The organism is Sporosarcina jiandibaonis, from assembly GCF_013184495.1.
Classification (GTDB): Bacteria; Bacillota; Bacilli; order Bacillales_A; family Planococcaceae; genus Sporosarcina; species Sporosarcina jiandibaonis.
Genome location: NZ_JAAOIY010000010.1, coordinates 21,121 through 44,762, shown reverse-complemented (window position 1 = coordinate 44,762; position 23,642 = coordinate 21,121). Strand labels below are relative to the sequence as shown.

24 protein-coding genes are annotated in these 23,642 nt (G+C 41.6%); 21 read left to right on the top strand and 3 right to left on the bottom strand.

Going from position 1 to position 23,642, the window contains the following annotated elements; translation table 11 throughout:
* The first annotated feature begins 131 nt into the window (after positions 1-131).
* The 16 genes from G8782_RS17710 to spoVT all read left to right on the top strand — a co-directional run bounded on the left by G8782_RS17710 (position 132) and on the right by spoVT (position 15,075).
* The gene (locus G8782_RS17710) at positions 132-1,406 is read left to right on the top strand and encodes a resuscitation-promoting factor (RefSeq protein ID WP_172373725.1); all 1,275 of its coding nucleotides are present in this window, start codon (positions 132-134) and stop codon (positions 1,404-1,406) included.
* A gap of 181 nt (positions 1,407-1,587) precedes the next feature.
* Positions 1,588-2,148, top strand: a complete 561-nt coding sequence (rnmV, locus tag G8782_RS17705; RefSeq protein ID WP_172373759.1) for a ribonuclease M5 — start codon at positions 1,588-1,590, stop codon at positions 2,146-2,148.
* Positions 2,145-3,041, top strand: a complete 897-nt coding sequence (rsmA, locus tag G8782_RS17700; RefSeq protein WP_172373716.1) for a 16S rRNA (adenine(1518)-N(6)/adenine(1519)-N(6))-dimethyltransferase RsmA — start codon at positions 2,145-2,147, stop codon at positions 3,039-3,041. The genes rnmV and rsmA overlap by 4 nt, the downstream gene beginning before the upstream one ends.
* Before the next feature lie 119 nt (positions 3,042-3,160).
* On the top strand, positions 3,161-3,427 hold the full coding sequence (gene veg / locus G8782_RS17695; protein ID WP_172373713.1) for a biofilm formation stimulator Veg: 267 nt from the start codon (positions 3,161-3,163) through the stop codon (positions 3,425-3,427).
* A gap of 136 nt (positions 3,428-3,563) precedes the next feature.
* On the top strand, positions 3,564-3,749 hold the full coding sequence (locus tag G8782_RS17690) for a small, acid-soluble spore protein, alpha/beta type (protein ID WP_172373710.1): 186 nt from the start codon (positions 3,564-3,566) through the stop codon (positions 3,747-3,749).
* A gap of 169 nt (positions 3,750-3,918) precedes the next feature.
* Positions 3,919-4,785 (top strand): 4-(cytidine 5'-diphospho)-2-C-methyl-D-erythritol kinase, encoded by an 867-nt coding sequence (gene ispE, locus G8782_RS17685; protein WP_281357957.1) that lies wholly within the window; start codon positions 3,919-3,921, stop codon positions 4,783-4,785.
* A 55-nt stretch (positions 4,786-4,840) separates the two neighbouring features.
* On the top strand, positions 4,841-5,668 hold the full coding sequence (purR, locus tag G8782_RS17680; RefSeq protein WP_172373703.1) for a pur operon repressor: 828 nt from the start codon (positions 4,841-4,843) through the stop codon (positions 5,666-5,668).
* A 1-nt stretch (position 5,669) separates the two neighbouring features.
* Entirely contained in the window at positions 5,670-6,047 is a 378-nt protein-coding gene (locus G8782_RS17675) for a RidA family protein (RefSeq protein ID WP_172373701.1), read from the top strand.
* 144 nt (positions 6,048-6,191) lie between these two features.
* On the top strand, positions 6,192-6,479 hold the full coding sequence (spoVG, locus tag G8782_RS17670; RefSeq protein WP_172373698.1) for a septation regulator SpoVG: 288 nt from the start codon (positions 6,192-6,194) through the stop codon (positions 6,477-6,479).
* Between the two features lie 300 nt (positions 6,480-6,779).
* Entirely contained in the window at positions 6,780-8,150 is a 1,371-nt protein-coding gene (gene glmU, locus G8782_RS17665) for a bifunctional UDP-N-acetylglucosamine diphosphorylase/glucosamine-1-phosphate N-acetyltransferase GlmU (protein ID WP_172373696.1), read from the top strand.
* Positions 8,151-8,163: 13 nt separating this feature from the next.
* Entirely contained in the window at positions 8,164-9,123 is a 960-nt protein-coding gene (locus tag G8782_RS17660) for a ribose-phosphate diphosphokinase (RefSeq protein ID WP_172373694.1), read from the top strand.
* A gap of 93 nt (positions 9,124-9,216) precedes the next feature.
* Positions 9,217-9,852: a 50S ribosomal protein L25/general stress protein Ctc gene (locus G8782_RS17655; RefSeq protein ID WP_172373689.1), complete on the top strand. Its 636-nt coding sequence runs from the start codon at positions 9,217-9,219 to the stop codon at positions 9,850-9,852.
* Between the two features lie 89 nt (positions 9,853-9,941).
* Positions 9,942-10,505: an aminoacyl-tRNA hydrolase gene (pth, locus tag G8782_RS17650; RefSeq protein ID WP_172373687.1), complete on the top strand. Its 564-nt coding sequence runs from the start codon at positions 9,942-9,944 to the stop codon at positions 10,503-10,505.
* Between the two features lie 54 nt (positions 10,506-10,559).
* Positions 10,560-10,790 (top strand): anti-sigma-F factor Fin, encoded by a 231-nt coding sequence (locus G8782_RS17645; protein WP_172373685.1) that lies wholly within the window; start codon positions 10,560-10,562, stop codon positions 10,788-10,790.
* Between the two features lie 128 nt (positions 10,791-10,918).
* Positions 10,919-14,449, top strand: a complete 3,531-nt coding sequence (mfd, locus tag G8782_RS17640; protein WP_246231751.1) for a transcription-repair coupling factor — start codon at positions 10,919-10,921, stop codon at positions 14,447-14,449.
* An 89-nt stretch (positions 14,450-14,538) separates the two neighbouring features.
* Positions 14,539-15,075, top strand: a complete 537-nt coding sequence (spoVT, locus tag G8782_RS17635; protein ID WP_172373680.1) for a stage V sporulation protein T — start codon at positions 14,539-14,541, stop codon at positions 15,073-15,075.
* A gap of 49 nt (positions 15,076-15,124) precedes the next feature.
* Here spoVT and G8782_RS17630 read toward each other — a convergent pair whose 3' ends face one another.
* Positions 15,125-15,814: a hypothetical protein gene (locus G8782_RS17630; protein WP_172373677.1), complete on the bottom strand. Its 690-nt coding sequence runs from the start codon at positions 15,812-15,814 to the stop codon at positions 15,125-15,127.
* Positions 15,807-16,631, bottom strand: a complete 825-nt coding sequence (locus G8782_RS17625) for an ABC transporter ATP-binding protein (RefSeq protein ID WP_172373676.1) — start codon at positions 16,629-16,631, stop codon at positions 15,807-15,809. The genes G8782_RS17630 and G8782_RS17625 overlap by 8 nt, the downstream gene beginning before the upstream one ends.
* 190 nt (positions 16,632-16,821) lie before the next feature.
* Here G8782_RS17625 and G8782_RS17620 point away from each other — a divergent pair, with 190 nt between their 5' ends.
* Positions 16,822-17,808, top strand: a complete 987-nt coding sequence (locus G8782_RS17620; RefSeq protein WP_172373674.1) for an ABC transporter substrate-binding protein — start codon at positions 16,822-16,824, stop codon at positions 17,806-17,808.
* Positions 17,808-19,772, top strand: a complete 1,965-nt coding sequence (locus G8782_RS17615) for an iron ABC transporter permease (protein ID WP_172373673.1) — start codon at positions 17,808-17,810, stop codon at positions 19,770-19,772. The genes G8782_RS17620 and G8782_RS17615 overlap by 1 nt, the downstream gene beginning before the upstream one ends.
* A gap of 58 nt (positions 19,773-19,830) precedes the next feature.
* Here G8782_RS17615 and G8782_RS17610 read toward each other — a convergent pair whose 3' ends face one another.
* Positions 19,831-19,986, bottom strand: a complete 156-nt coding sequence (locus G8782_RS17610) for an aspartyl-phosphate phosphatase Spo0E family protein (protein ID WP_246231747.1) — start codon at positions 19,984-19,986, stop codon at positions 19,831-19,833.
* A 345-nt stretch (positions 19,987-20,331) separates the two neighbouring features.
* On the opposite strand from G8782_RS17610, the gene G8782_RS17605 reads away from it, so the two are divergent.
* Genes G8782_RS17605 through G8782_RS17595 form a run of 3 tightly spaced genes read left to right on the top strand, consistent with a single transcriptional unit; the run spans position 20,332 to position 23,642 of the window.
* Positions 20,332-21,927, top strand: coding sequence for a putative polysaccharide biosynthesis protein (locus G8782_RS17605; protein WP_172373671.1), 1,596 nt, complete (start codon positions 20,332-20,334; stop codon positions 21,925-21,927).
* Between the two features lies 1 nt (position 21,928).
* Positions 21,929-23,398 (top strand): bifunctional methyltransferase/pyrophosphohydrolase YabN, encoded by a 1,470-nt coding sequence (gene yabN, locus G8782_RS17600; protein ID WP_425505502.1) that lies wholly within the window; start codon positions 21,929-21,931, stop codon positions 23,396-23,398.
* Positions 23,385-23,642 (top strand): RNA-binding S4 domain-containing protein, encoded by a 258-nt coding sequence (locus G8782_RS17595; protein WP_172373669.1) that lies wholly within the window; start codon positions 23,385-23,387, stop codon positions 23,640-23,642. The genes yabN and G8782_RS17595 overlap by 14 nt, the downstream gene beginning before the upstream one ends.

Here is a 23,642-nt window from a genome sequence, read left to right as displayed (position 1 = left end):
AATGGCAATATTATTTCCATACTTTGCATATAAGGCACTTCCTTATTCTACTAATAAATGAATCTCTATTGGTTGACATGCAAAATAGTAACCTATATAATCACACAGGTGATAGAGGAGGAGTTTTTTTCATGCTAAGTAGTATTATGAAAAGCCTATTCTTAAAATCATTGAGGAGTCAACAAATCGCAACATTTATCATCATTCCTGCGGTATTTGTTACGGTTATTTCCCTAGCGCTATATGAAGGAAATAAAAAATCGGTAACGCTTGTCGTAAATGGTGAGACAGAAGAAATTAAGACACACGCATCGACCGTTGGCAAACTGCTATCTGAAAGTGAATTAGTATTTTCAGAACATGATCGTGTTAGTCCCTCAATTGAATCCCCGATCGAAAATGGTTCACTGATCAAATGGGAACAGGCAAAGAAAGTCGCAATACAAGTTGATAATAAAGAAGATATATATATATGGACGACGGAAAAAACGGTAGGCAATGTATTGGAAGAAGCCGATATAGAATTGTCTGAGTTTGATAAAGTTAGTCCGAGTTTAGATGCGCAGCTAAACGAGAGTAGTAGTATTTCTGTTGAAAAAGCGTATGACTTTACGTTAATCGATGGAAAAGACAAGAAAAAATATTGGTCGACTTCGACTACTGTCGCTGACTTTTTAAAGAGTGAAGATATCCAATTGAACGAGTTTGACCGCTTGGAAGGTAATAATAAAGATGATATTATTCGACCGGGATCAACTGTTGAAATTGTACGAGTAGAAAAAGTCACCGATGTAGTGGAAGAATCAGCAGATTTTGCTGTTGAAACACGTAATGATCAAAGCATGCTTAAAGGACGCGAAAAAGTCGTTCAAGAAGGCGAAAAAGGGAAAATTGCACGGGAATTTGAAGTTGTCATGGAAAACGGTAAAGAAGTTTCCAGGAAAATGACTAGCGAAAAAACGCTCAAAGAACCGGTTAAAAAGGTTGTAGCGGTTGGAACCAAAGTAATTGTCGCAAGTGCTGCGCCGACTGTTAAAAGTTCAAATTCCAAAACAAAAAGTAGCACTAGCTCTAGTGTTGGTGTATCGAGGAGCAAATCAGCCGCACCTTCGAGCAGTAAAGAGTTTTATGTGTCGGCAACAGCTTATACGGCCTACTGTAATGGTTGTTCTGGCATTACAGCGACGGGCATTAACTTGAAAAACAATCCGAACTTGAAAGTCATTGCTGTTGACCCATCCGTCATACCATTAGGTTCTAAGGTTTGGGTTGAAGGTTATGGCCATGCGATTGCCGGGGATACAGGCGGAGCTATTAAAGGGAAGAAAATCGATCTTCATTTCCCTACGAAAGAATCTGCGTACAAATTTGGCCGCAAGCAAGTGAAAATAAAAATTATTGATTAAAGATATCCGTAGGACGATATACTGTCCTGCGGATTATTTTGCATTCAAGGAAATATAGCAGGTTAATTTAGTATCCTAAATTAGCAGGTTAATTTAGTAACCTAAATTAGCTATTATCTTTTACAACTTCTTGTATGCAGGGTAGAATTATGTGAAGAATGGTAAGGAAAGAGGACGGCTTGTGAATATAAAAGAGGTTATTGTTGTCGAAGGAAAATCGGATACTGTAGCTGTTAAAAGAGCGACGGGTGCAGATACGATAGAAACAAATGGATCTGCCATTGATGAAAGTACCCTGATACGCATTCAACATGCCGAGGAAGTTCGCGGTGTCATTGTCTTCACTGACCCCGACTATCCAGGAAGGAGAATACGTGCAATCATAGAAGAACGAATTCCAACGGTTAAACATGCTTTTTTAGCCAAGAAGAAAACAATTGCAAAAAACGGCAAAGGACTTGGAATTGAACATGCTTGCGATGAAGATATACGCGAGGCGATTCGGTCTGTCTATACTAAGGAAGAATATCAAGTTGTCCAAATTTCCCTTGTTGACTTGATGGAAGCGAAGCTAATCGGTCATCCGAATGCAAGAAAACGCAGGGATCGTCTGAGTGATTTGCTGCAAATAGGTCAAGTAAATGGTAAGGGTTTGAAAAAAAGGCTCGAGATGTTTCGAATAAGCAAAGAGAAATTAGATGATGCATTGAAAGTTCTCGATGAGGAGGAAGAAAGAAAATGACTAAAGATATTGCGACTCCGATGAGGACAAAAGAAATTTTGGAACGCCACGGCTTTTCATTCAAAAAGAGCTTGGGACAAAATTTCTTAATTGATCCAAATGTATTGGAAAACATTGTTGCCAATGCCCATTTGACCAAAACTATGGGAGTGATTGAGATTGGACCGGGTATCGGCGCGCTAACTGAACATTTGGCTAGGGCTGCTAAAAAAGTGGTTGCCTTTGAAATCGATGGCCGATTGTTGCCTGTTCTTGAAGATACAATGTCTCCGTATGACAATGTAACGGTTATTCACCAAGATATACTTGAAACGAATTTAATGGAAGCAATGGAAGAACATTTTGCTGGCTTTGATGAGGTTGTGGTCGTGGCAAACCTTCCGTACTATGTAACAACCCCAATTATTATGAAGTTTTTACTCGAAAAAATTCCGATTTCAGGCATGGTAATCATGATGCAAAAAGAAGTCGCAGATCGAATAACGGCAAATCCTGGAACTAAGGCATACGGTTCGTTGTCAATTGCCATTCAATATTATATGGATGCGGAAGTGGCAATGATCGTCCCGAAAACAGTTTTTATGCCTCAACCGAATGTGGATTCCGCAGTTCTTAGGCTTACTAGAAAAGAATCGCCTCCAGCGGAAGTAATTGATGAAGATTTTCTTTTCCGTATTTCGCGGGGGTCATTTGTTCAACGGCGCAAAACAATCTTAAACAATTTGCAATCATCCTTACTAGATGGAAAGCAGAAAAAAGATTTGATCGTCGAAGCGCTGGAACGTGCCAATATTGATCCTGGCAGAAGGGGAGAAACATTATCGGTTGCAGAATTCGCGAAATTGTCAAACGAATTATATGAAGATTTCAATTTAGAATCAAATAAAAGATGAATTTGTGTTATTTATAAAAAAAAGATTGACAATGATCTCGCTACATTGTTAAAATGAACTATTTAATTGACAGAAATCTTTGAATGTGTTATAGTTGTATGTAGTGAGGTGTTAGCGAAATGCCAAAAACATTAGCGGACATTAAGAATTTATTGGATTCTCATCTTGGAAAACGTTTGCACTTAAAGGTGAACGGTGGCCGGAGAAGAACGATTGAAAGAACTGGTGTCTTGAGTGAAACGTACCGAGCAGTATTTGTTGTGGAACTGGACCAGGAAGAAAATGCATTTGAACGAGTGTCTTATAGCTATGCGGATATTTTAACCGATGCGGTTGAAATAACTGTAATGGACGGATCGGATCAAACAGCATTCATCGTCAAATAATTTCAGCACTCATGAATTGATTATTTTTTACAGTACGAGCACCTATCAAGCATTCGATTTCAGGATGTCATTGATAGGTGTTTTTTCCTTGTTTAGACTCATACTACAAATGTCAGCCGAAAAGGAGGAAAACCGAATGGCGAGAAAACGCGGGATAATGTCTGAGCAACTGAAGGTGGAAATTGCGAAAGAGCTTGGATTTTACGATGTTGTTGAGCAAGAAGGTTGGGGCGGCATTAAGGCAAGGGATGCTGGTAATATGGTGAAGCGTGCTATTGAAATGGCGGAACGAAGCGTTTCTGAAGGCAAAGAATCATCATGACTTTCCCGAAATCCAATAACGGTTGACAATTAATGAGGACTGTCCAGACGTTATCTCTTGATAACGATTGGACAGTCTTTTTAAAATAAATAGGATGCAACTAATACATTCCTATGATCATATGGTAAAATAGGGAACAAAGACATTCAATACTGGAGGGAGCCGGATGCTGCTCTATGAGAAGGCGCCAGCTAAAATAAACTTGACGCTCGATGTATTACATAAACGCGATGACGGTTTTCACGAAGTTGAAATGGTGATGACGACGGTCGATTTGGCGGATAGGGTCTGGTTTCGTTCAAGGGAAGATGGACGGATTTTGATAAAAACATCCGAGTCTTTTATTCCGACTGATCGAAAAAACTTGGCCTATCAAGCCGCGGAATTATTAAAGCGAGTGTATCAGATTAATGAAGGGGTGGAAATCACTCTTGAAAAAAGCATCCCCGTTGCGGCGGGGCTTGCAGGCGGCAGCTCTGATGCCGCAGCGACATTACGGGGGCTAAACCGATTATGGAAGCTGAATCTCAGCTTGGATAGGCTAGCGGAGCACGCTGCGGAAATTGGTTCGGATGTTTCGTTTTGTGTTTACGGTGGAACAGCACTTGCAACGGGCCGCGGAGAAGTAATTCAAAACCTGCCCACGCCGCCGAATTGCTGGGTGATTCTAGCTAAACCGTCGATTTCTGTTTCAACAGCCGATATTTACGGTAATTTGAAAATCGATAATCTACATCATCCGGATACAGCGGGTATGATAGAAGCGCTAGAAACTGCGAACTATGAAAGCATGTGCGCTACGCTCGGAAATGTGTTGGAGCCGATAACGATGAAGCTTTATCCAGAAGTCGTTGTTCTAAAAGAGCAAATGAAAAAGTTCGGTGCAGATGCGGTTTTAATGAGTGGAAGCGGCCCGACAGTTTTTGGTTTAGTTAAACATGAATCAAGGGTGCCACGTATTTATAATGGATTAAAAGGATTTTGCCGGGAGGTATATGCTATACGAATGATTGGGGAACGGCATTCTCTTGATTAAACACGTATGTTTATGATAATCTACCTATAAATATTCGTGTTGAGGAGTTGGTTGCATGAAATGGAAAAGAAGTGAAAGACTCGTTGATATGACACAGCATTTGTTGGACAGTCCGCATGAACTAATTCCACTTACATTCTTTTCCGAACGGTATCAATCGGCGAAGTCTTCTATAAGCGAAGACTTGACGATTATTAAAGAAACATTTGAAAAAAAGGGCACGGGAAAATTGATGACTGTGACTGGCGCTGCAGGCGGCGTTAAATACATACCGAAAATGGCTGATGAAGATATTCGAAATGTAATGGCGGTGCTTATGAGCGAACTAAGCCATTCTGATCGGCTCTTGCCGGGCGGTTATTTATTTATGGCGGACCTTCTTGGAAATCCAAGGCTCATGAATCAAATCGGAAAAGTATTCGCATCTGCGTTTGCTGAGAAAGACATAGATGTGATTATGACGGTTGCAACGAAAGGGATTCCGATTGCAAATGCGATTGCGCGTCATCTCAATATTCCTGTTGTCATCGTTCGTGGCGATAGCAAAGTAACTGAAGGATCCACTGTTAGTATTAATTATGTTTCAGGTTCAACGCGACGAATCCAAACAATGGTTTTGTCAAAAAGAAGCATGCCCAGCGGACAAAATGTGCTCCTGACCGATGACTTCATGAAAGCGGGAGGGACGATGTTGGGCATGAAAAGTCTAGTCGAGGAATTCGATTGTAAACTCGCTGGAATTGCCGTGCTCGTAGAGGCTGAACACCATGAGGATATCCTTGTCGATCAGTACCTTTCACTTGCGAAACTTTGCGAAGTGAATGAGAAAAATCGTACAATTAAAATTAGCGAGGGTAACTATTTTGCGGAGGGTGGAAAATAATATGAAATATGTAGCGACAGACAAAGCGCCAGCAGCATTTGGCCCTTATGCACAAGCAGTAAATGTCAATGGATTCATTTACACGTCAGGTCAGATTCCGGTGACAACAGATGGTCTACTTGTTGAAGGAACTATTGAAGAGCAAACGCACCAAGTATTTGCAAACTTAAAAGCAATATTGGAAGAAGCGAATTCTTCGCTTGAAAAAGTTGTCAAGGCGACAGTCTTTTTAACGGACATGGATAACTTTGTTGCTGTAAATGATATTTACGCAGGACATTTCGGAACGCATACACCTGCGCGTTCTTGTGTTCAAGTTGCCAGATTGCCAAAAGATGCACAAATTGAAATTGAAGTCATCGCACTTGCAGGTGAATAAGTACCAAAACTTCCGTCTAGATATGCATCTGGACGGAAGTTTTAATTTTATTACATAATTATGTTAATTTAAGAAGGGTATCTCTTTCTTTTGTAGAATAGTGTCTAAAGGCACTGTAAATAGAAAGAAGGAGTGGGGAGAGAGATGAAAGTAACAGATGTAAGGTTGAGGAGAGTAGATACGGACGGCAGAATGAGAGCAATCGCATCGATAACGTTTGAGGAAGCATTTGTTGTGCATGATATCCGGGTGATTGACGGGAATGATGGGCTATTCGTCGCGATGCCAAGTAAACGAACACCGGATGGTGAATTCCGCGATATTGCCCATCCTATAAATTCTGCGATGCGGTTAACAGTTCAAGATGCGGTACTGGCCGCGTATCACTTATCGGCTGAAGAAGATACTGTCCTCGAAGAGGCGAATGCCTAACGCAATTATAAAAATATATATCAACGTTTCCCATTATTTAATGTGACTGCCTATAAATTTATAGGCAGTTTTTCCGCTGTTTAAAAATAAACATAATCTTCACGATAGGTTATTAATTAAATTGTTTGAATTAAAAAATACAATGATAAAATACTTAAATTGAATTGTCAATAGTAGACGGTTGAAAAAAAGGAGGTTTTCCGCTATAGTCAAGAGTGAATACAATGGGATTGTTCTCGATTTTCATCCCGAAATAAAGAGGATTATTCTTTAAAATCCTTTCAATTTGGAGGCTAGTCTATGTCGAATACATATGCCATCGTTCTCGCTGCAGGACAAGGTACGCGAATGAAATCCGATTTATACAAAGTGCTCCATCCTGTCTGCGGAAAGCCGATGGTCGCACATGTAATAGATAATATTAAAAAGCTTGAAGCAAAACGGATTGTCACGATTGTCGGTCATGGGGCCGAACAAGTTGAGCAAACGCTTGGCAATAAAAGTGAATACGTCTTGCAAGAAGAGCAGCTTGGGACTGCGCATGCGGTCAGTCAGGCTGAAGGAGCTCTAGGAGATCTCGAAGGCACAACGATTGTTGTTTGCGGAGATACCCCGCTAATCCGTCCAGAAACGATGGATGCCTTAATTGCCCATCATAATGAGTCGGGAGCAAAAGCGACAATCTTGACTGCTCATGCCGACGATCCAACGGGTTACGGACGAATCGTTCGTGGAGAAGATGGTCAGGTACTTCGTAATATTGAGCATAAAGATGCAACAGAAGAAGAACTATTAGTAACAGAAATAAATACGGGAACGTATTGTTTTGATAATAAATCTTTGTTTGAAACACTAAAAAAAGTAACTAACGATAATGCTCAAGGCGAGTATTATCTTCCAGATGTTATTGGAATCTTACAAGCTGAAGGTGCGCGCGTCTCAGCCCATGTAACAAATGACTTCAGCGAAACTCTTGGCGTCAATGATCGTGTTGTATTATCCCAAGCGGAACGTGTCATGCGAAATCGTCTAGCAGAAATGCATATGCGAAACGGCGTAACAATTATCAGTCCAGAAAACACTTACATTAGCGCGGATGCTGAAATTGGACGTGATACGATTTTACAGCCAGGGACAATGATTGAAGGTTCCACGAAAATCGGTGAAGGGTGTACCATTGGTCCGAACAGTCAAATCTTTAATAGTGTAATTGGCAATGAGACGACGATTCATTCATCTGTGATTGAGGAAAGTAGCATTGGTTCAAATACATCAGTTGGTCCATTTGCACATATCCGTCCCGAATCCCAATTAGGGGACCGTGTCAGAATTGGAAACTTCGTTGAAGTGAAAAAATCAACGTTTGGCGATGGCAGTAAATCGGCTCACTTAAGTTATATTGGAGATGCGATAGTCGGTTCTGATGTAAACTTTGGTTGCGGTACCATCGTCGTTAACTACGATGGAAAGAAAAAGCATACTACTGTAGTTGAAGATAACGCTTTTATTGGATGCAATTCAAATCTCATTTCACCGGTGAAAGTCGGAAAAGGTGCTTATGTCGCCGCCGGTTCGACGATAACAAAAGATATTCCAGAAGATTCACTTGCAGTAGCTCGAGTGCGTCAAGAAAACAAAGACGGTTATGTTTCAAAACTAAATCTCAATTAAACGGGGGACCATAATGGCTAATCATTATTCAAATGACAAACTAAAGATATTTTCTTTAAATTCCAACGAAACGCTTGCACGGGAGGTTTCCGAAGAAATTGGACGTCCGCTTGGAAAATGTTCTGTTAAACGATTTAGTGACGGTGAAGTCCAAATTAATATTGAAGAAAGTATCCGCGGCTGTGATGTCTATGTAATCCAATCTACGTCGGACCCTGTCAACGAACACTTGATGGAATTACTAATTATGATTGATGCACTCAAACGTGCCTCTGCTCGTACGATCAACGTCGTGAATCCATATTATGGTTATGCGAGACAAGATAGAAAAGCACGTCCGCGTGAACCGATCACAGCAAAATTGGTAGCAAATTTGCTTGAAACAGCAGGAGCGACTCGAGTTATCGCAATCGATTTGCATGCCCCTCAAATTCAAGGGTTCTTCGATATTCCAATTGATCATTTAGTTGCAGAACCAATCTTGACGGAATACTTCCAGCAAAAAGGTTTTAATAAGGATGAACTCGTTATTGTATCACCAGATCACGGTGGCGTGACACGTGCAAGGAAAATGGCGGATCGTATGAAGGCGCCAATTGCGATTATCGATAAACGACGTCCGCGTCCGAACGTTGCAGAGGTTATGAGCATTGTTGGACATGTAGAAGGGAAAACGGCAATTCTGATTGATGATATTATTGATACGGCCGGTACAATCACAGTTGCAGCGGACGCGCTTATTGAAAGTGGCGCAAAAGAAGTCTACGCATGTTGTACGCATCCTGTATTATCAGGACCTGCAATCGAGCGCATCGATAATTCTCAAATTAAAGAGCTTGTTGTAACCAATTCAATTGAGCTTCCAGAACATAAGCAATCACAAAAAGTAAAACAACTTTCAATTGCAAAACTTCTAGCGAATGCAATCATTCGCGTCTTTGAGAAGAAATCAGTAAGCATCTTATTTGATTGACAACCAAAGGGGTATACTGTAACCTATAGAACAGTCTAAAATATACAGATTTAAGTTAAAATACTAACATATTTGGAAAGGTGACTATGTAAAATGAGTACAACAATACAGTCCGAACTTAGAGTAAAAGGACAACACTCAACAATTACTGAATTAAGAGCTGCTGGCTTCGTTCCAGCTGTCGTATACGGTTATAATACGGAGGCAACTTCGATTTCTGTAAATGAGCGCGACCTGCTAAAAACATTGCGTGTAACTGGACGTAACGGAGTCATGAAACTCCAAGTTGATGGGAATGAAGTAAACGTCGTGTTAAATGATTATCAAGCGGATCCATTAAAAGGCACAGTTCTTCATGCGGATTTCTTGGCTATCAACATGACTGAAGAACTCGAAGTCAGCGTTCAAATCAATCTCGTTGGAGAGTCAAAAGGCGAGAAAGAAGGCGGAGTTATTCAACAACCAAACTGGGAGTTGGATATCAAAGTCAAACCAGCTGATATTCCGGAATCATATGACATTGATATTTCAGAACTAGAAATCGGAGACACGCTAACTGTAGCAGATATCCGTGAAAAATCTAAATATGAAATTTTAAATGAAGATGATTATGCACTTGTTACAATTTCAGCTCCACGTTCAGAAGAAGAGCTTGAGGCACTTGATGAAGCTACTGAGGATGTAAGCGCAGAGCCAGAAGTAATTGGCGAAGACAAAGACGAAGAATAATAATAAAAATGGCGTGCGGTTCTCCGCACGCCTCTTTTCTATTTCTATGGAGTATAAGCATAATTACTTGCAAAAGGAAGAGAAAATTAATGAAAATGATAATTGGGTTAGGAAACCCGGGGAAGCAATATGAGAAAACTAGACATAATATCGGTTTTCATGTCATCGATGAACTTGCCAGAAGGTTAAGTTCACCACCGATGCAGTCTAAATTTAATGGCATGTATTCGGTCATCCACCATTCTGGTGAAAAAATCATTCTTGTTAAGCCACTTACTTATATGAACTTATCGGGTGAGTGCGTCCGACCTTTAATGGATTATTACAATGTGGAGCTTGATCAAATCGTCGTTATCTATGATGATTTAGATTTTCCTCCAGGTGAAATCCGACTTCGTCAAAAAGGCAGTGCAGGCGGCCATAATGGCATGAAATCCCTCATCGCGCATCTCGGGACGGATAAATTCAACAGAATCCGCATGGGAATTGGAAGGCCGACGAATGGCATGAAAATTTCGGATTATGTACTTTCGAATTTTCGCAAGGATGAAGAATCCATTATTGGCGAAGCAATCTTAAAAAGTGCCGAGGCTTGTGAAAAATGGATAGATACGCCTTTTCTAGATGTCATGAATAATTTTAATGGCAAGTAGAGAATAATAACGTCGCTTATCGCCTATACTTTGAGAAAAGGGGGCGTGAACAAAGTGACAATTCGTTATCATTGCCGACATTGCAAAACAGAAATTGGTTCGCTTCCGTTTGAATCAGCCAGGGAGACGTTGCGTCTCTTGGAAAAATTGGATCAGGAAGAAGAAGAACGATTTCTAACGGTCGGAAAAGGCGGGGAAATGACTGTTCGTTGCATTTGTGAAGAATGCGAACATACCCTCCGCAGCTTTCCGGATTATTATACATTTACTAAATGGATTCAATAGGTTTTTCGCTTTGGCGTTTAAAAGACGTCCAAAGCTTTTTCTGATTTTATTTTCGAGTGACCAAGTAATTTTTGATTAATAAATTTATCGATTAATTCCTCTTTAAAATGAAAGTTAGGTGTGTATTATTGGAAGCGCTTGTTAATTTATATTTACAAAATAACGAGATTACTAATCTTGTAGAAGAGTTGAAAAAGGGTGAAGACCGCCAACTTATTGCGGGATTATCGGGCGGAGCCAAACCGATATTTTTTGATTCGCTGAAAAAGTCTATTGAGAAACCGATTCTTATCGTTTCTCCAAATCTTCTGCAAGCACAGCGAACATATGAAGACTTAGTGAAAATGCTCGGTGCTTCTTCCGTGAGGCTTTACCCGGCTGAGGAACTCGTCGCGGCCGATTTCTCAATTTCTAGCTATGAGCTACGAGCACAACGAATTGAAACATTGGATCATATGGCGCGAGTCGGTAAAGGGATTTATATTACTCCGATTGCGGGAATGAGAAAGCTATTGCCAGGTAAAGATTGTTGGCTAAGAAATAGTTTGTTAGTAGAAGAAGGGGCGACAATCGACGTTGATAATTGGTTGAATCAACTAGTTGCTATGGGTTATTCAAGACAACCAATGGTGACGGCACCCGGCGAGTTCGCTCTCCGCGGAGGAATCTTGGATTTGTATCCGATTCATATGGATGATCCCGTCCGAATTGAATTATTCGATACCGAAGTAGATTCAATTCGCACATTTTCCGCAGATAACCAGCGCTCAACTGGAAAATTAGAGACTCTTTCAATTTTACCGACTTCTGAATTTGTTTGGACGAAAGAAGACATATATACGATAGCTGAAAAACTCGAAACAGCACTTTCGGAAAGTTTGAAGAAAATGAAAGACGTCGAAGCAAAAGAGAGATTGCTGCAAAATATGACGGCAGATATTGCGCAAATGAAAGATGGAACTGTTCCTGATGATATTTTAAAATATGCATCCTTTTCCAAAAATCGACCAACAACATTAGGCGCTTATTTTCCGCAGGATGGGTTACTCGTGTTTGATGAAATTGGTCGGATAACTGAAGTTCTCGAGTCTCTTGAAGTGGAGGAAGAGCAATGGTTCGCATCACTTCTTGAAGAAGGTAAAATTGTCCACGCGGCAAAAATATCATTTACATTTAATGATTTAAAAAAACAACTTAACCAACAAAAGCTCTATTTATCATTATTTATTCGAACAATGCCAGGAATTGTTGTAAAGAAAACAATAACTATTTCATGTAAACCGATGCAACAATTTCATGGACAAATGCATTTATTGAAAAACGAGATGGATCGTTGGCGAGAAGGGCGTTACCATGTATTCCTCGTAGCCGATGGGAAAGAGCGGATGCAAAAGGTTCAATCGATATTAAAAGATTATGATATGGATGCTGATTTAACCGAAGATGCTACAAGCCGAAGAGTGCAAATAATTGATGGCGATTTGTCTGCCGGATTCGAATTGCCATTCCATCGGATTGCTGTGATCACCGATGCAGAATTGTTTAAAGGCAAACCGAAACGAAAAGCGCGCCCGCAAAAAATGTCGAACGCGGAACGGATTAAAAGTTATTCTGAGATCAAACCGGGCGATTATATCGTTCACGCCCATCATGGAATCGGACGGTATAAAAAACTTGAGACACTTGAAGTTGCCGGCGTCTATAAAGATTATCTTTATATCGAATATCGAGGGACAGATAAGTTATATGTTCCGACCGATCAAATTGATCTTATTCAAAAATATATAGCTTCCGGAGAAAAAGAACCTGCATTGCACAAACTGGGCGGAGCGGCATGGAAGCGTACGAAAAGTAAAGTATCGGCAGCCGTTAAGGACATCGCGGACGACCTCATCAAACTTTACGCACAGCGGGAATCTGAGGAAGGTCATGCTTTTCCTAAAGACGATGATATGCAAAGAGCTTTTGAAAATGCTTTTCCTTACGATGAAACAGAAGATCAACTTCGTTCCATCAAAGAAATAAAACAAGATATGGAAAGAATTCGTCCGATGGATCGTCTGCTTTGCGGAGACGTTGGCTATGGTAAAACAGAAGTTGCAATTCGGGCAGCATTTAAGGCTGTTTTAGATGGTAAACAAGTGGCATTTCTTGTTCCGACAACCATTCTTGCACAACAGCATTATGAAACGATGAAGGAAAGATTTTCGGGGTTCCCTGTGGAAGTTTCCTTAATGAATCGTTTCCGAACTAAAAAGGAACAGACTGCCACATTGAAAGGATTAAAAGCTGGGACAGTTGATATTGTCGTGGGGACACACAGACTGTTATCAAAGGATGTAATTTACCGTGACTTGGGCCTTCTTGTCGTGGATGAGGAGCAAAGATTCGGTGTAACACATAAGGAACGTTTAAAGCAGCTTAAAACAAACGTAGACGTGCTGACACTGACAGCAACACCGATTCCTCGGACGCTTCATATGTCGATGCTCGGGGTCCGGGATCTCTCTGTAATCGAAACGCCTCCCGCAAATCGTTTTCCGGTTCAAACGTATGTCATGGAACATAACTATGCGCTTGTTCGTGAAGCGATTGAACGCGAAATGGGCCGAGGCGGGCAAGTATTCTATTTATACAATCGCGTGGAGGATATGACAAAAAAAGTTGAGGAGATTAAACAACTTGTGCCTGAAGCTCGCGTAGGATTCGCCAATGGCCAGATGGGCGAAGCTGCTCTTGAATCGACGATTTTAAGCTTCCTCGAAGGTGAATATGATGTTCTCGTAACAACGACGATAATTGAAACAGGAATTGACATACCAAATGTCAATACGCTGATTGTTCACGATGCTGACCGAATGGGTTTATCACAGTTATACCAACTGCGCGGACGTGTTGGACGATCCAACCGAGTGGCATATGGGTATTTTCTCTATCAGCGGGACAAAGTATTGACAGAAGTGGCGGAAAGCAGATTGCAGGCCATCAAAGAATTTACAGAACTTGGATCTGGATTCAAAATTGCTATGCGAGATTTATCGATCCGCGGGGCTGGAAATTTACTCGGCTCTCAACAACATGGCTTTATCGACTCTGTCGGCTTTGATTTATATTCGCAAATGCTGCAAGAGGCAATTGAAGAGAAACAAACAGGTATCGTGAAAGAAGATATTCCAGATGTTGAAATTTCGCTACAATTGAATGCATATATTCCGGATGAGTATATTCGCGACGGCTTCCAAAAGATTCAAATGTATAAACGCGTTAAAGCTGTTGATAGTGAAGAGGATTACTCCGAGCTTGTTGATGAAATGATTGACCGCTTTGGAGATATGCCATTAGAAGTGGATATTCTTCTTCGCATTGCGCGAATAAAAGCATTGGCAAAAGCTTCAGGTGTAGAATCAATTAAAAAACAACAATCAAAAATTGTGGTTAAGCTGACCTCCGAAGGCACGGTTAAAACAGATGGCGCTAAACTAGTATCAGATTCACTACATTTAGGACGTGCAATAGGGTTTTCGATGGAGAATGATCAACTTCTGGTAACGGTTGATGAACGCCATACAGGTAAGCGTACCGGATTCGATGTTCTCGAGTCGTTGATGGAATTACTGCCGGCTGCGAAAAAGGGAACTGCTACTTCAAAATCCGTGTAAAGGAAATGTTGCATATTTTGTCCAAACATGATGCATACTAATATCGTAATAATGAGAAGTGTCAATTTTGTGGAAAGCGAGGCATCATGATGAAAGCAACCGGTATCGTTCGAAGAATTGATGATCTAGGAAGGGTGGTAATTCCAAAGGAAATTCGAAGAACACTTCGAATTCGGGAAGGTGATCCACTTGAAATATTCACGGATCGAGAAGGCGAAGTGATTTTGAAAAAGTACTCCCCGATATCTGAGTTGGGGCAGTTTGCTAAAGAGTACGCAGAGACGCTTTATGAAACACTAGGAACGCCAGCGCTTATCAGCGATCGAGATGAGATGATTGCAGTCTCTGGCCTGTCTAAAAAGGATTATTTGAATCGACAATTATCACCTAGCGCAGAAGAGATTATTGCTAATCGAAAAATAGTAACAGAAAAACTCGAGAAGTCTGTTGAATGGGTGCCTGGGCAAATTGAGCAAGTCAAGTCCTACTGCATTGCGCCGATCATTTCGGGCGGAGACATGATTGGTGCGGTTTATTTACTCTCTAAAGTCCACTTTATCGGGGAGCCCGAACAAAAGGCCGCAGAAACAGCCGCCCATTTTTTAGCTAAACAAATGGAACAATAAAAAAACAGCCGACAAGAATCCAAGAACATATGGGTTCATGTAGGCTGTTTTATTTTGCCAATGGGCAATAAGGACATTGTTCAGTACTAGGTAATTCTTTATACAAGCAACAAGTCATTCTTTTATAATTAGCCATGGCATCCACTGCTGGCTGATTTTTTATAAACTGCTTAAACGGGGAACGACGCATCGCGGGTTTCCACGTTTCATCATCCAATAAAACAGTTAAGTCATATTGGGCAGACGGTGAATTCTCCTGAAGCAACATTGAATACATCCATAAAACGTAGCCCCAGATATTTTCCCACAAAATTAATTTTGAAATTTTTGCCTGCTTACTAAAATAGGTAACGACAGGGTGACCGTACTTCTCTAAAATAAAGCGTATGTCTTCTCCTCGATTTTGCACGTTTCGAAAGCCCTTGGAAGGAATAGAAAATAAAATCGTGTCACTGTTTGTGAATAATGATATATCATCCAATTCGCCAGTCCAAAGTAAATTATGTTCACTCATTATATGAAGTTGTGCAGCGATAAAGAAACCATACCGTCTTAAATACACAGATGCTGACACAGCATTTGTCGATGTTCCCGTCATGCTGTGGATTTTCTCAAACAGTAATTTGCTACCCGAATCGGATAACGCATCAGCGGCAGATAAAAATGTGTTTTCCTGCCCGTCTACAAAGACATTGAAACGTTCTAAGTCATTTAGTTGTTTCGCATGTAACTTAAGCACCTGCGATTTTCCTTAGTTCGGGTACGATGCAACGACCGCGACCATAAGGAACGCAATGCGGTGTACCAAAGAGAGGATCAGTCGAAACTTGGCACTCCATCCCGAAAACAGCACGCACTAAATCACAACTAATGATATCTTCAGGTTTTCCTTGTGCGTACACGCCGCCATCTTTTATGGCAACGATATTATGCGCATACCGAGAAGCTAAATTCAAATCATGCAATACCATGACAATTGTTCGGTTTTTTTGTTCATTCAACTCGAACAGCAAATCTAATATTTCAATCTGATGGGTCATGTCGAGGTAAGTTGTTGGTTCATCCAATAGAATGACATCGGTGTCTTGAGCAAGTGTCATCGCAATCCATGCACGCTGACGTTGGCCGCCCGATAACGTGTCAAGCGCTTGGTCCCGAAGATCACTAATTCGGGTTGCTGCCATTGCGGCTTCCGTTTTTTTCGTGTCTTCGTCAGTCCATCTCGTCAGCCATGATTGATGCGGGTAACGCCCTTGTTTCACGAGATCATGGACAGTTAGCCCTTCCGGCGACACGGGACCTTGCGGAAGAATTCCCATCTTTTTAGCGACATTTCGAGAGGACATCGAGTGAATATCCTTTCCCTCCAGCAAAACAGATCCGTCTGCGGGTTTCAAAAGTCGGGCAATCGAACGGAGCAGTGTTGATTTACCGCACCCGTTACTTCCGACGAAGACAGTAATTTCGCCCCGCGGAATCGACAAGTTCAAATTTTCGAAGAGCAGATGATCTTGATAACCGATCGATAGATTATCAGTTTTTATTGAAGTGTGCATAGGAATGCCTCCATATCTATAGTAAATCTTACCGAATTTTATTTTCAATTAATGATAAGCATATCATATTCTCACCCAATTGAGAATGATAATCATTAATTTCAAATTAAACTTTACAAACATACCAAAAAAAGTTTACACTACTAATTGATAATGATTATCACCGATGTTAAATAGAGGAGTGTTTGATATGAAGCATAAATTGAAATCGTTACTGGTCTTAGCGCTGGCAGCAGTGCTTTTAGCCGCTTGTTCTTCTAAAAAAGAAGGGGATAAAGTATCAACGAATGATAATGCAGAAGAAAGTGTGACAGTCACGGATATTAACGGTGAAGTGACACTTGATCAGCCTGCAAAAAGGGTTGTTGCACTAGAATGGACGTATGTTGAGGATTTATTGGCGGTTGGCATTCAGCCTGTCGGAGTTGCAGACATTCAAGAGTATCATAATTGGGTGAACATCGATGCCGAATTGAGTGATGATGTAACAGATGTCGGGGGTCGCCAAGAACCGAACTTGGAAGCAATTGCCGCACTTGAACCGGATTTGATAATCGGCGTGAAATTCCGTCATGAAAACATGCTCAAAGAATTAGAAGCAATTGCACCGACGGTTATCTTCAATCCATATCCCGAGGATGAAAGTGTAGACCATTATCAAGAGATGATCGATACATTTAATGAAATTGCAAAGGCAGTCAATAAAACTGATGAAGCAAAAAAAGTATTAGCAGACCTCGACGCCAAATATGAAGAAGCAAGAGAGAAAATTGAAAACGCGAATTTGAAGACAAAAGATATTTTATTAACGAATGCATATACGGGCCCTCAAGCGCCGGAAATCCGAGTGTTGACGCCGAACTCAATGGCTTCGCAAATCGTTGAGAAAATCGGCTTGAAAAACATACATGTTCCCGATCAATATGAAATGTTCGGATCCAGCACGTTTAACGTTGAAGGGTTAACAAAGTACGAAGATGCGAACTATTTATATACTGTACAAGAGGAAGATAATATTTATGAAAACCAATTAAAAGAGAATGCAGTTTGGAAAAATTTGAACTTCGTGAAGGAAGATCGCCTATTCAACCTGGGTGGAGATACTTGGTTATACGGCGGCCCTCTATCAGCAGAAACGCTGTTGAATAAAGTTGTGGATTCAATGGTAACAAAATAATGACCATAACAGCAGGAGGAAAAAAATCCTTTTATATCATGATTGTCGGTTTTTTTCTGTTGATTGCGCTCTCTTTTATTCATTTAACCCAAGGTCAAGCCGATTATACAGTTTCGCAACTAGTAAAAGAAGTATTGACAGAAGGACGCGTGCAAGATATAGTCCTTTCTCTTCGTCTCCCGCGCTTAGTTATCGGGCTATTGGCGGGCGGAGCACTCGCGGTGGCTGGGGCTGTCTTGCAGACGTTGACGAATAATCCGTTAGCGTCTGCAAGCACGCTCGGCATAAATGCAGGCGCGTATTTCTTCGTAGTAATTTCGATGATTTTCTTTCCGGCGGTACTTGGAAATTTTCCGTTCATTGTGGCTTTAGCGGGCGCTGTATTGTCCTCTGTTCTTGTAGTGGTCCTGGCGGGAAAACAGATGGAACCGGTACGCGTTGCACTAACGGGAATGATTATTTCGTTATTGTTTGCGTCATTAACCGGATCGTTGCAGTTATTATTTGAAAATCAGACGAACGGTTTATTTTTATGGGGATCGGGGACACTTGTTCAGTTGAATTGGGACGGCGTATCATTTGCAGGGCCGATTATCGGGGTTTTCTTCATCGTGTCGTTAATTTTGTCCAAGCCAATGGACACGTTATCGCTCGGTGAGGACATCGCGTCGTCACTTGGTCAAAATGTCCGCTTTGTTAAGTTGTTGGCATGGGCTGTTGCGATAGTACTTGCAGCCGCAACAGTAAGTGTTGTCGGTCCAATCGGCTTTGTTGGTTTGATGGCGCCGCATATCGTTCGGATGCTCGGGGTTCGCGGCCACTTTCAAATTTTCCTGCAATCATTTTTGTGGGGAAGTGTCATGTTGATTGGCGCGGATGTGTTAGGACGCTTGATTCAACCAGGGCAAGAAGTTCCGGTCGGAGCTATGACTGCGTTGATTGGCGGACCTTGGTTATTGTACTTAGCGTGGAAAACTGCGAAAACGCATAGCCGAGGAGATCGTCAAATGGGCGGCACATTAAAGCCTGTGAGACTTCCAGTTGTTGTAACGGTTGTTGTTGTGCTTCTAATAGTTGTAATGTCTTTCGCTTTATCATTTAACGGTTCTGCTTGGACATTTGAGTGGTTGAAGCCTGTCGTTTGGAATTTTCGTATTCCACGTGTGTTAACTGCGTTTATTATTGGCGTTATGCTCGCGGTTGCGGGTGTTTTATTGCAAGGGGTATTACGGAATCCATTGGCGGATGCCAGTATTTTAGGGGTCACGTCGATGGGCGGCGCGGGCGCGATGATGCTTCTGGTGTTATTTCCCGCACTTCCGGTCCACTATATGCCACTTGGGGCAGTCGTCGGAGCAGCTATCGCTCTCGGAATCATTTTAGGAACTTCATGGAAGAACAATTTTCAACCGATGCTCGTAGCATTAATGGGAATTGCGATTTCCGCGTTCGGTTCGGCCGCTACGCAAGTGTTTGTTGTGAAAGCAAAGCTCGCTGTTGCAGCTGCACTCGTTTGGCTATCGGGGAGCACCTATGCAAAAGGTTGGGACGATGTACAACTCGCCTTTCTGTTATTTGTTTTGTTCATCGGTCCTGCGATTTATTTGACGCGCAGCTTAGACACGTTGACTTTCGGTGACGATGTCGCATCAGGACTTGGATTATCTGTAAAAACAACTCGTATTTGGGCATTGGTTGTCGGTGTCGCGATAAGTACGGCGGCTGTTTCTATTGTGGGAACAATCGGTTTTGTTGGACTCGTTGCACCGCATATCGCACGTAGGCTAGTCGGATTCCGACATCTGCCATTGATTGTCGTTTCTGGATTATTAGGCGGATTACTGCTCGTTACAGCAGATTTTGTCGGACGAATTGTCATTGCACCGAAAGACATTCCTAGCGGTTTAATTGTTGCACTTATCGGCACGCCTTATTTGCTGTATTTGCTTCGTAAAATGAAATGAAGAGAGAGCCGCATAATTATCATGGGCTCTCTTTTCGTGTTGAAGAAGAATTTCATAATCACATTGCTTTTAATCCTTGGTACCTGTTTAGTAAAGTGTCCAACTCTTGACTGCATCTGATTACGCTAGGGTGCGTAAAGCCGAGATTCTCGGCTTTCATATACATATCCTTTTGTTTTAACTTTATTCGTTCTAACAAAACAGTTTTGCTCATAGTTCCTCTTTCCTCCATTGTATTTTTTTAAGCATATCTCGAATTTTATTGAAATAGTTGTATATTGACACACGCAATTTCCATCTTATAATATCTTTAATGAAAAAAATGTCGAACCATGGACAAATTAGTAAATGTAATAATTTTGTCACAAACAGTAGGAATAAACCCATTACGTGGCTTGTAAATCCAAATTCATTTCTTAACTGACATTTCCCGCATTTGCTAAATAATAAACCTATTTATCAGAATGATTTTTAAACCTGCTAACGCTCCGCTTTAAGAATTTCTTCAAATCCGGATGATGATATACTATATGCATTACATAGGAAAGAGGCGCGGAGCATGTCTTCATCTAGTTGGAATATGAAAACGTTCATGAAAGGCGCATCGATTCTCACGATATCGGCAATCATTGTCAAGTTGCTCGGCGCTGTCTATAGGGTTCCATTTCAAAATCTTGTCGGTGACAAAGGGTTTTACATTTACCAACAAGTTTATCCGTTTATCGGAATTTTTATCGTCTGGACATCGTACGGTTTTGCGGTCGCAGTGTCTAAACTACTAGCAGAAAGCGACAGCCGCGGCCAAGCAAGAGCAATGATGCGTATTGCTTTCATCTATTTACTGTTATTGTCGTTATCTTTTTTTATAGTATTAACTGTATTCGCTCCTTTTTTCGCCCGTTCCATGGGTGATCCAGAGCTTGTATCCTTACTCCGAGCAGGTGCTTTTATCGTTCTGCTGATGCCGGCCCTAGCCGTCCTAAAAGGCTCATTTCAATCAGAAGGGCGGATGGTGCCTGTTGCTGTATCCGGAGTCGGGGAGCAGGCTTTCCGTGTCGTTGTGATCCTTCTTGGAACATGGATTGCGGTACGAGCCGGAGCATCTCTCTACACAGCAGGTGAAATCGCCATGTGGGGCGCAGTTGTTGGGGAATTTGCGGGTGTCATTATTCTTGCTCTTTATTTCCAAAGAACATTAAAAGGGCCTATAGAACAAGTTGCCCCTTGGCCAATCGTGAAGAAATTAACAGTTATTAGTTTAAGCGTGAGCGCGAGTTCGCTGATCTTGCTGTTATTTCAGCTCGTCGATTCGTTTACAGTCTTTCAAATTCTATTATCGAATGGTTTATTGGAAGAAACAGCAATGGAAACGAAAGGGGTTTATGATCGCGGGCAACCCCTTGTGCAAATGGGCATTCTGATAGCCTCGACACTGTCGTTAGCAATCGTTCCGCTGATAGCACATCATACGACGAAGAATGAGGGAAAAGGAGCGTTGCCGTTTATCCGCCTAACTTTCCGAACAGCTTTTTTATTTGGTTGGGCAGCCGCCGCGGGATTGGCACTGGTTCTCCCGTTTGTGAATGAAATGCTATTCGAGACACGGACCGGGTCGATAGCACTAATCATTTTTGCCTTGCAAATATTTTGGCTCTCGCTTATTTTGCCGTTGACAGCGATGCTTCAAGGGGCAGGGAAGGTCAAAGTGCCTGCGCTTTTTCTAATCGGCGGACTCATTATGAAAATTATTGCTAACCTTCTCCTCATCCCATTTTACGGAATTATGGGCGCAGCGATTGCTGGGAATATTGGTTTTGCGGTAATTACACTTGGGCTCGTCCTTTATTTTAAAAAAGTTTGGCCGATCCGGCTTGCTGAGACTCGTTTCTACGGTTGGGTCATGGCCGCAACTGTGCTGATGATAGTGGTTGTGCTACCTTGGATGGTCCTGGCGGATTGGTTTATATTCGACGGATTACCGAGTCGGTTGAGTTCGACGGTCATTGCCCTCACCTCTGTCGCAGCAGGCGCGGCCATTTTCCTCTTAATCGTTATGAAATCGCGTATAATGGGTGAAAGAGAGTGGTACCTGCTTCCGTTCGGGAAGCGTTTAGCTACAATGCAATTACTACTTACGAAAAGAAAAGGTGAATGACGTGCACCAGTTAACAATAATCGGCCTCGGCGCCGGAGATCTTGATCAACTATCTTTAGGAACCTATCGGAAATTGAAGAAAGCAAGTTTTATCGTGGCGCGTACGGACCAACATCCCGCCATCGCGGAATTAAAAGAAGAAGGAATAGAGATTTCAAGCTTTGATGAAATTTATGAAAGGCATGATTCTTTTCAACTTGTCTACGAAGAGATTGTCGAAAAACTTCTAATGCTATGTGCAGAACAACCGGTAACGTACGTGGTGCCAGGGCATCCGCTCGTAGCGGAAAAAACAATTCAGCTTCTTGTGGAGAAAGAACGAGAGGGCATTATCGAACTCGATATTGCCGGAGGAAACAGCTTTCTCGACCCGATATTTGCGTCGCTTCGAATTGACCCGATTGAAGGGTTTCAACTGCTGGACGGCACGGATATGGAACGGGATGACATACACATGACGCAGCATATTCTAATTGGTCAAGTGTATGATGCCTTCGTCGCGTCAGAAGTAAAACTATCACTTATGGAGAAGTATGATTACGAACATCCGGTAACAATTGTCACAGCAGCAGGTTCGGTTAACGAAAAACTAAGAACTGTGCCTATGTTTGAATTGGACCGGGTTACTGAAATCGACAACTTAACTACGGTTTATGTGCCACCTGTAAACGCAATGGAAAAAAGGCTGAAAGAATGGTCGACATTTAGGGAAATCATAAGAAAACTGCGCGCTCCCGACGGTTGCCCATGGGATCGCGAACAAACTCATGAATCGTTAAAGAAATATTTAATTGAAGAAGCGCATGAACTTCTGGAAGCGATTAATAATGATGACGATGAAGGCGTCATTGAAGAACTCGGCGATGTTTTACTACAAGTTTTTCTTCATGCGCAAATTGGAGAAGACGACGGCTATTTTTCGATGGAAGACGTCCTGCAAGCAATCGGTTCGAAAATGATTCGTCGCCACCCGCATGTTTTTGGCGATAAAAATGTTATTGACTCCGAAGAAGTGCTTCAAAATTGGCAGGAAATTAAAAAACAGGAGAAGCCTCAGGCGGAATCATTGTTAGACAATCAAAATAGCTATTCTTCGTCGTTATTGACGTCAATGAATTACCAAAAAGAAGCGGCAAAGGTTGGATTTGATTGGCCGGATATTGAAGGAGCAATTGAAAAATTTGAAGAGGAATGGCAAGAGTTCCGTGCGGAAATAAAAAGTGGAACGAAAAGTAGCCAAACCGATGAACTCGGAGACGTTCTTTTTACGCTTGTCAACCTTGCTAGATTTTTAAAGCTCTCACCAGAGGAAGCGATGATTCATGCAAATCAAAAATTCAAATCTCGTTTCAATTATGTTGAAAAATGCGTACTAAAAGATCGGGGGAATTTTGTCGACTATACATTAGATGAACTTGAGTCATTTTGGCAATTAGCAAAAAGGAGGGAAGAGAATAATGAGGATAGATAAATTTTTAAAGGTTTCTCGGTTAATCAGACGAAGAACATTGGCGAAACAAGTTGCCGACCAAGGCAGAATCGAGATAAACGGTCAAGTCGCGAAAGCATCCTCAACCTTGAAAGAAGGCGATGAAGTAGCTATTCGCTTCGGACAAAAAATAGTCACTGTAAAAGTCGACATGCTTAAAAATACGACGAAAAAAGATGAAGCCGAGTCAATGTATACTTTGTTAGAGGAAAAGGTAGTTGAGTAA

Excerpts from the sequence above, each read along its gene's own strand:
- G8782_RS17710 (WP_172373725.1), top strand. The coding sequence starts at position 132 with ATGCTAAGTAGTATTATGAAAAGCCTATTCTTAAAATCATTGAGGAGT.
- rsmA (WP_172373716.1), top strand. The coding sequence starts at position 2,145 with ATGACTAAAGATATTGCGACTCCGATGAGGACAAAAGAAATTTTGGAA.
- veg (WP_172373713.1), top strand. The coding sequence starts at position 3,161 with ATGCCAAAAACATTAGCGGACATTAAGAATTTATTGGATTCTCATCTT.
- G8782_RS17690 (WP_172373710.1), top strand. The coding sequence starts at position 3,564 with ATGGCGAGAAAACGCGGGATAATGTCTGAGCAACTGAAGGTGGAAATT.
- purR (WP_172373703.1), top strand. The coding sequence starts at position 4,841 with ATGAAATGGAAAAGAAGTGAAAGACTCGTTGATATGACACAGCATTTG.
- G8782_RS17675 (WP_172373701.1), top strand. The coding sequence starts at position 5,670 with ATGAAATATGTAGCGACAGACAAAGCGCCAGCAGCATTTGGCCCTTAT.
- spoVG (WP_172373698.1), top strand. The coding sequence starts at position 6,192 with ATGAAAGTAACAGATGTAAGGTTGAGGAGAGTAGATACGGACGGCAGA.
- glmU (WP_172373696.1), top strand. The coding sequence starts at position 6,780 with ATGTCGAATACATATGCCATCGTTCTCGCTGCAGGACAAGGTACGCGA.
- G8782_RS17660 (WP_172373694.1), top strand. The coding sequence starts at position 8,164 with ATGGCTAATCATTATTCAAATGACAAACTAAAGATATTTTCTTTAAAT.
- G8782_RS17655 (WP_172373689.1), top strand. The coding sequence starts at position 9,217 with ATGAGTACAACAATACAGTCCGAACTTAGAGTAAAAGGACAACACTCA.
- pth (WP_172373687.1), top strand. The coding sequence starts at position 9,942 with ATGAAAATGATAATTGGGTTAGGAAACCCGGGGAAGCAATATGAGAAA.
- spoVT (WP_172373680.1), top strand. The coding sequence starts at position 14,539 with ATGAAAGCAACCGGTATCGTTCGAAGAATTGATGATCTAGGAAGGGTG.
- G8782_RS17625 (WP_172373676.1), bottom strand. The coding sequence starts at position 16,631 with ATGCACACTTCAATAAAAACTGATAATCTATCGATCGGTTATCAAGAT.
- G8782_RS17620 (WP_172373674.1), top strand. The coding sequence starts at position 16,822 with ATGAAGCATAAATTGAAATCGTTACTGGTCTTAGCGCTGGCAGCAGTG.
- G8782_RS17615 (WP_172373673.1), top strand. The coding sequence starts at position 17,808 with ATGACCATAACAGCAGGAGGAAAAAAATCCTTTTATATCATGATTGTC.
- G8782_RS17610 (WP_246231747.1), bottom strand. The coding sequence starts at position 19,986 with ATGAGCAAAACTGTTTTGTTAGAACGAATAAAGTTAAAACAAAAGGAT.
- G8782_RS17605 (WP_172373671.1), top strand. The coding sequence starts at position 20,332 with ATGTCTTCATCTAGTTGGAATATGAAAACGTTCATGAAAGGCGCATCG.
- G8782_RS17595 (WP_172373669.1), top strand. The coding sequence starts at position 23,385 with ATGAGGATAGATAAATTTTTAAAGGTTTCTCGGTTAATCAGACGAAGA.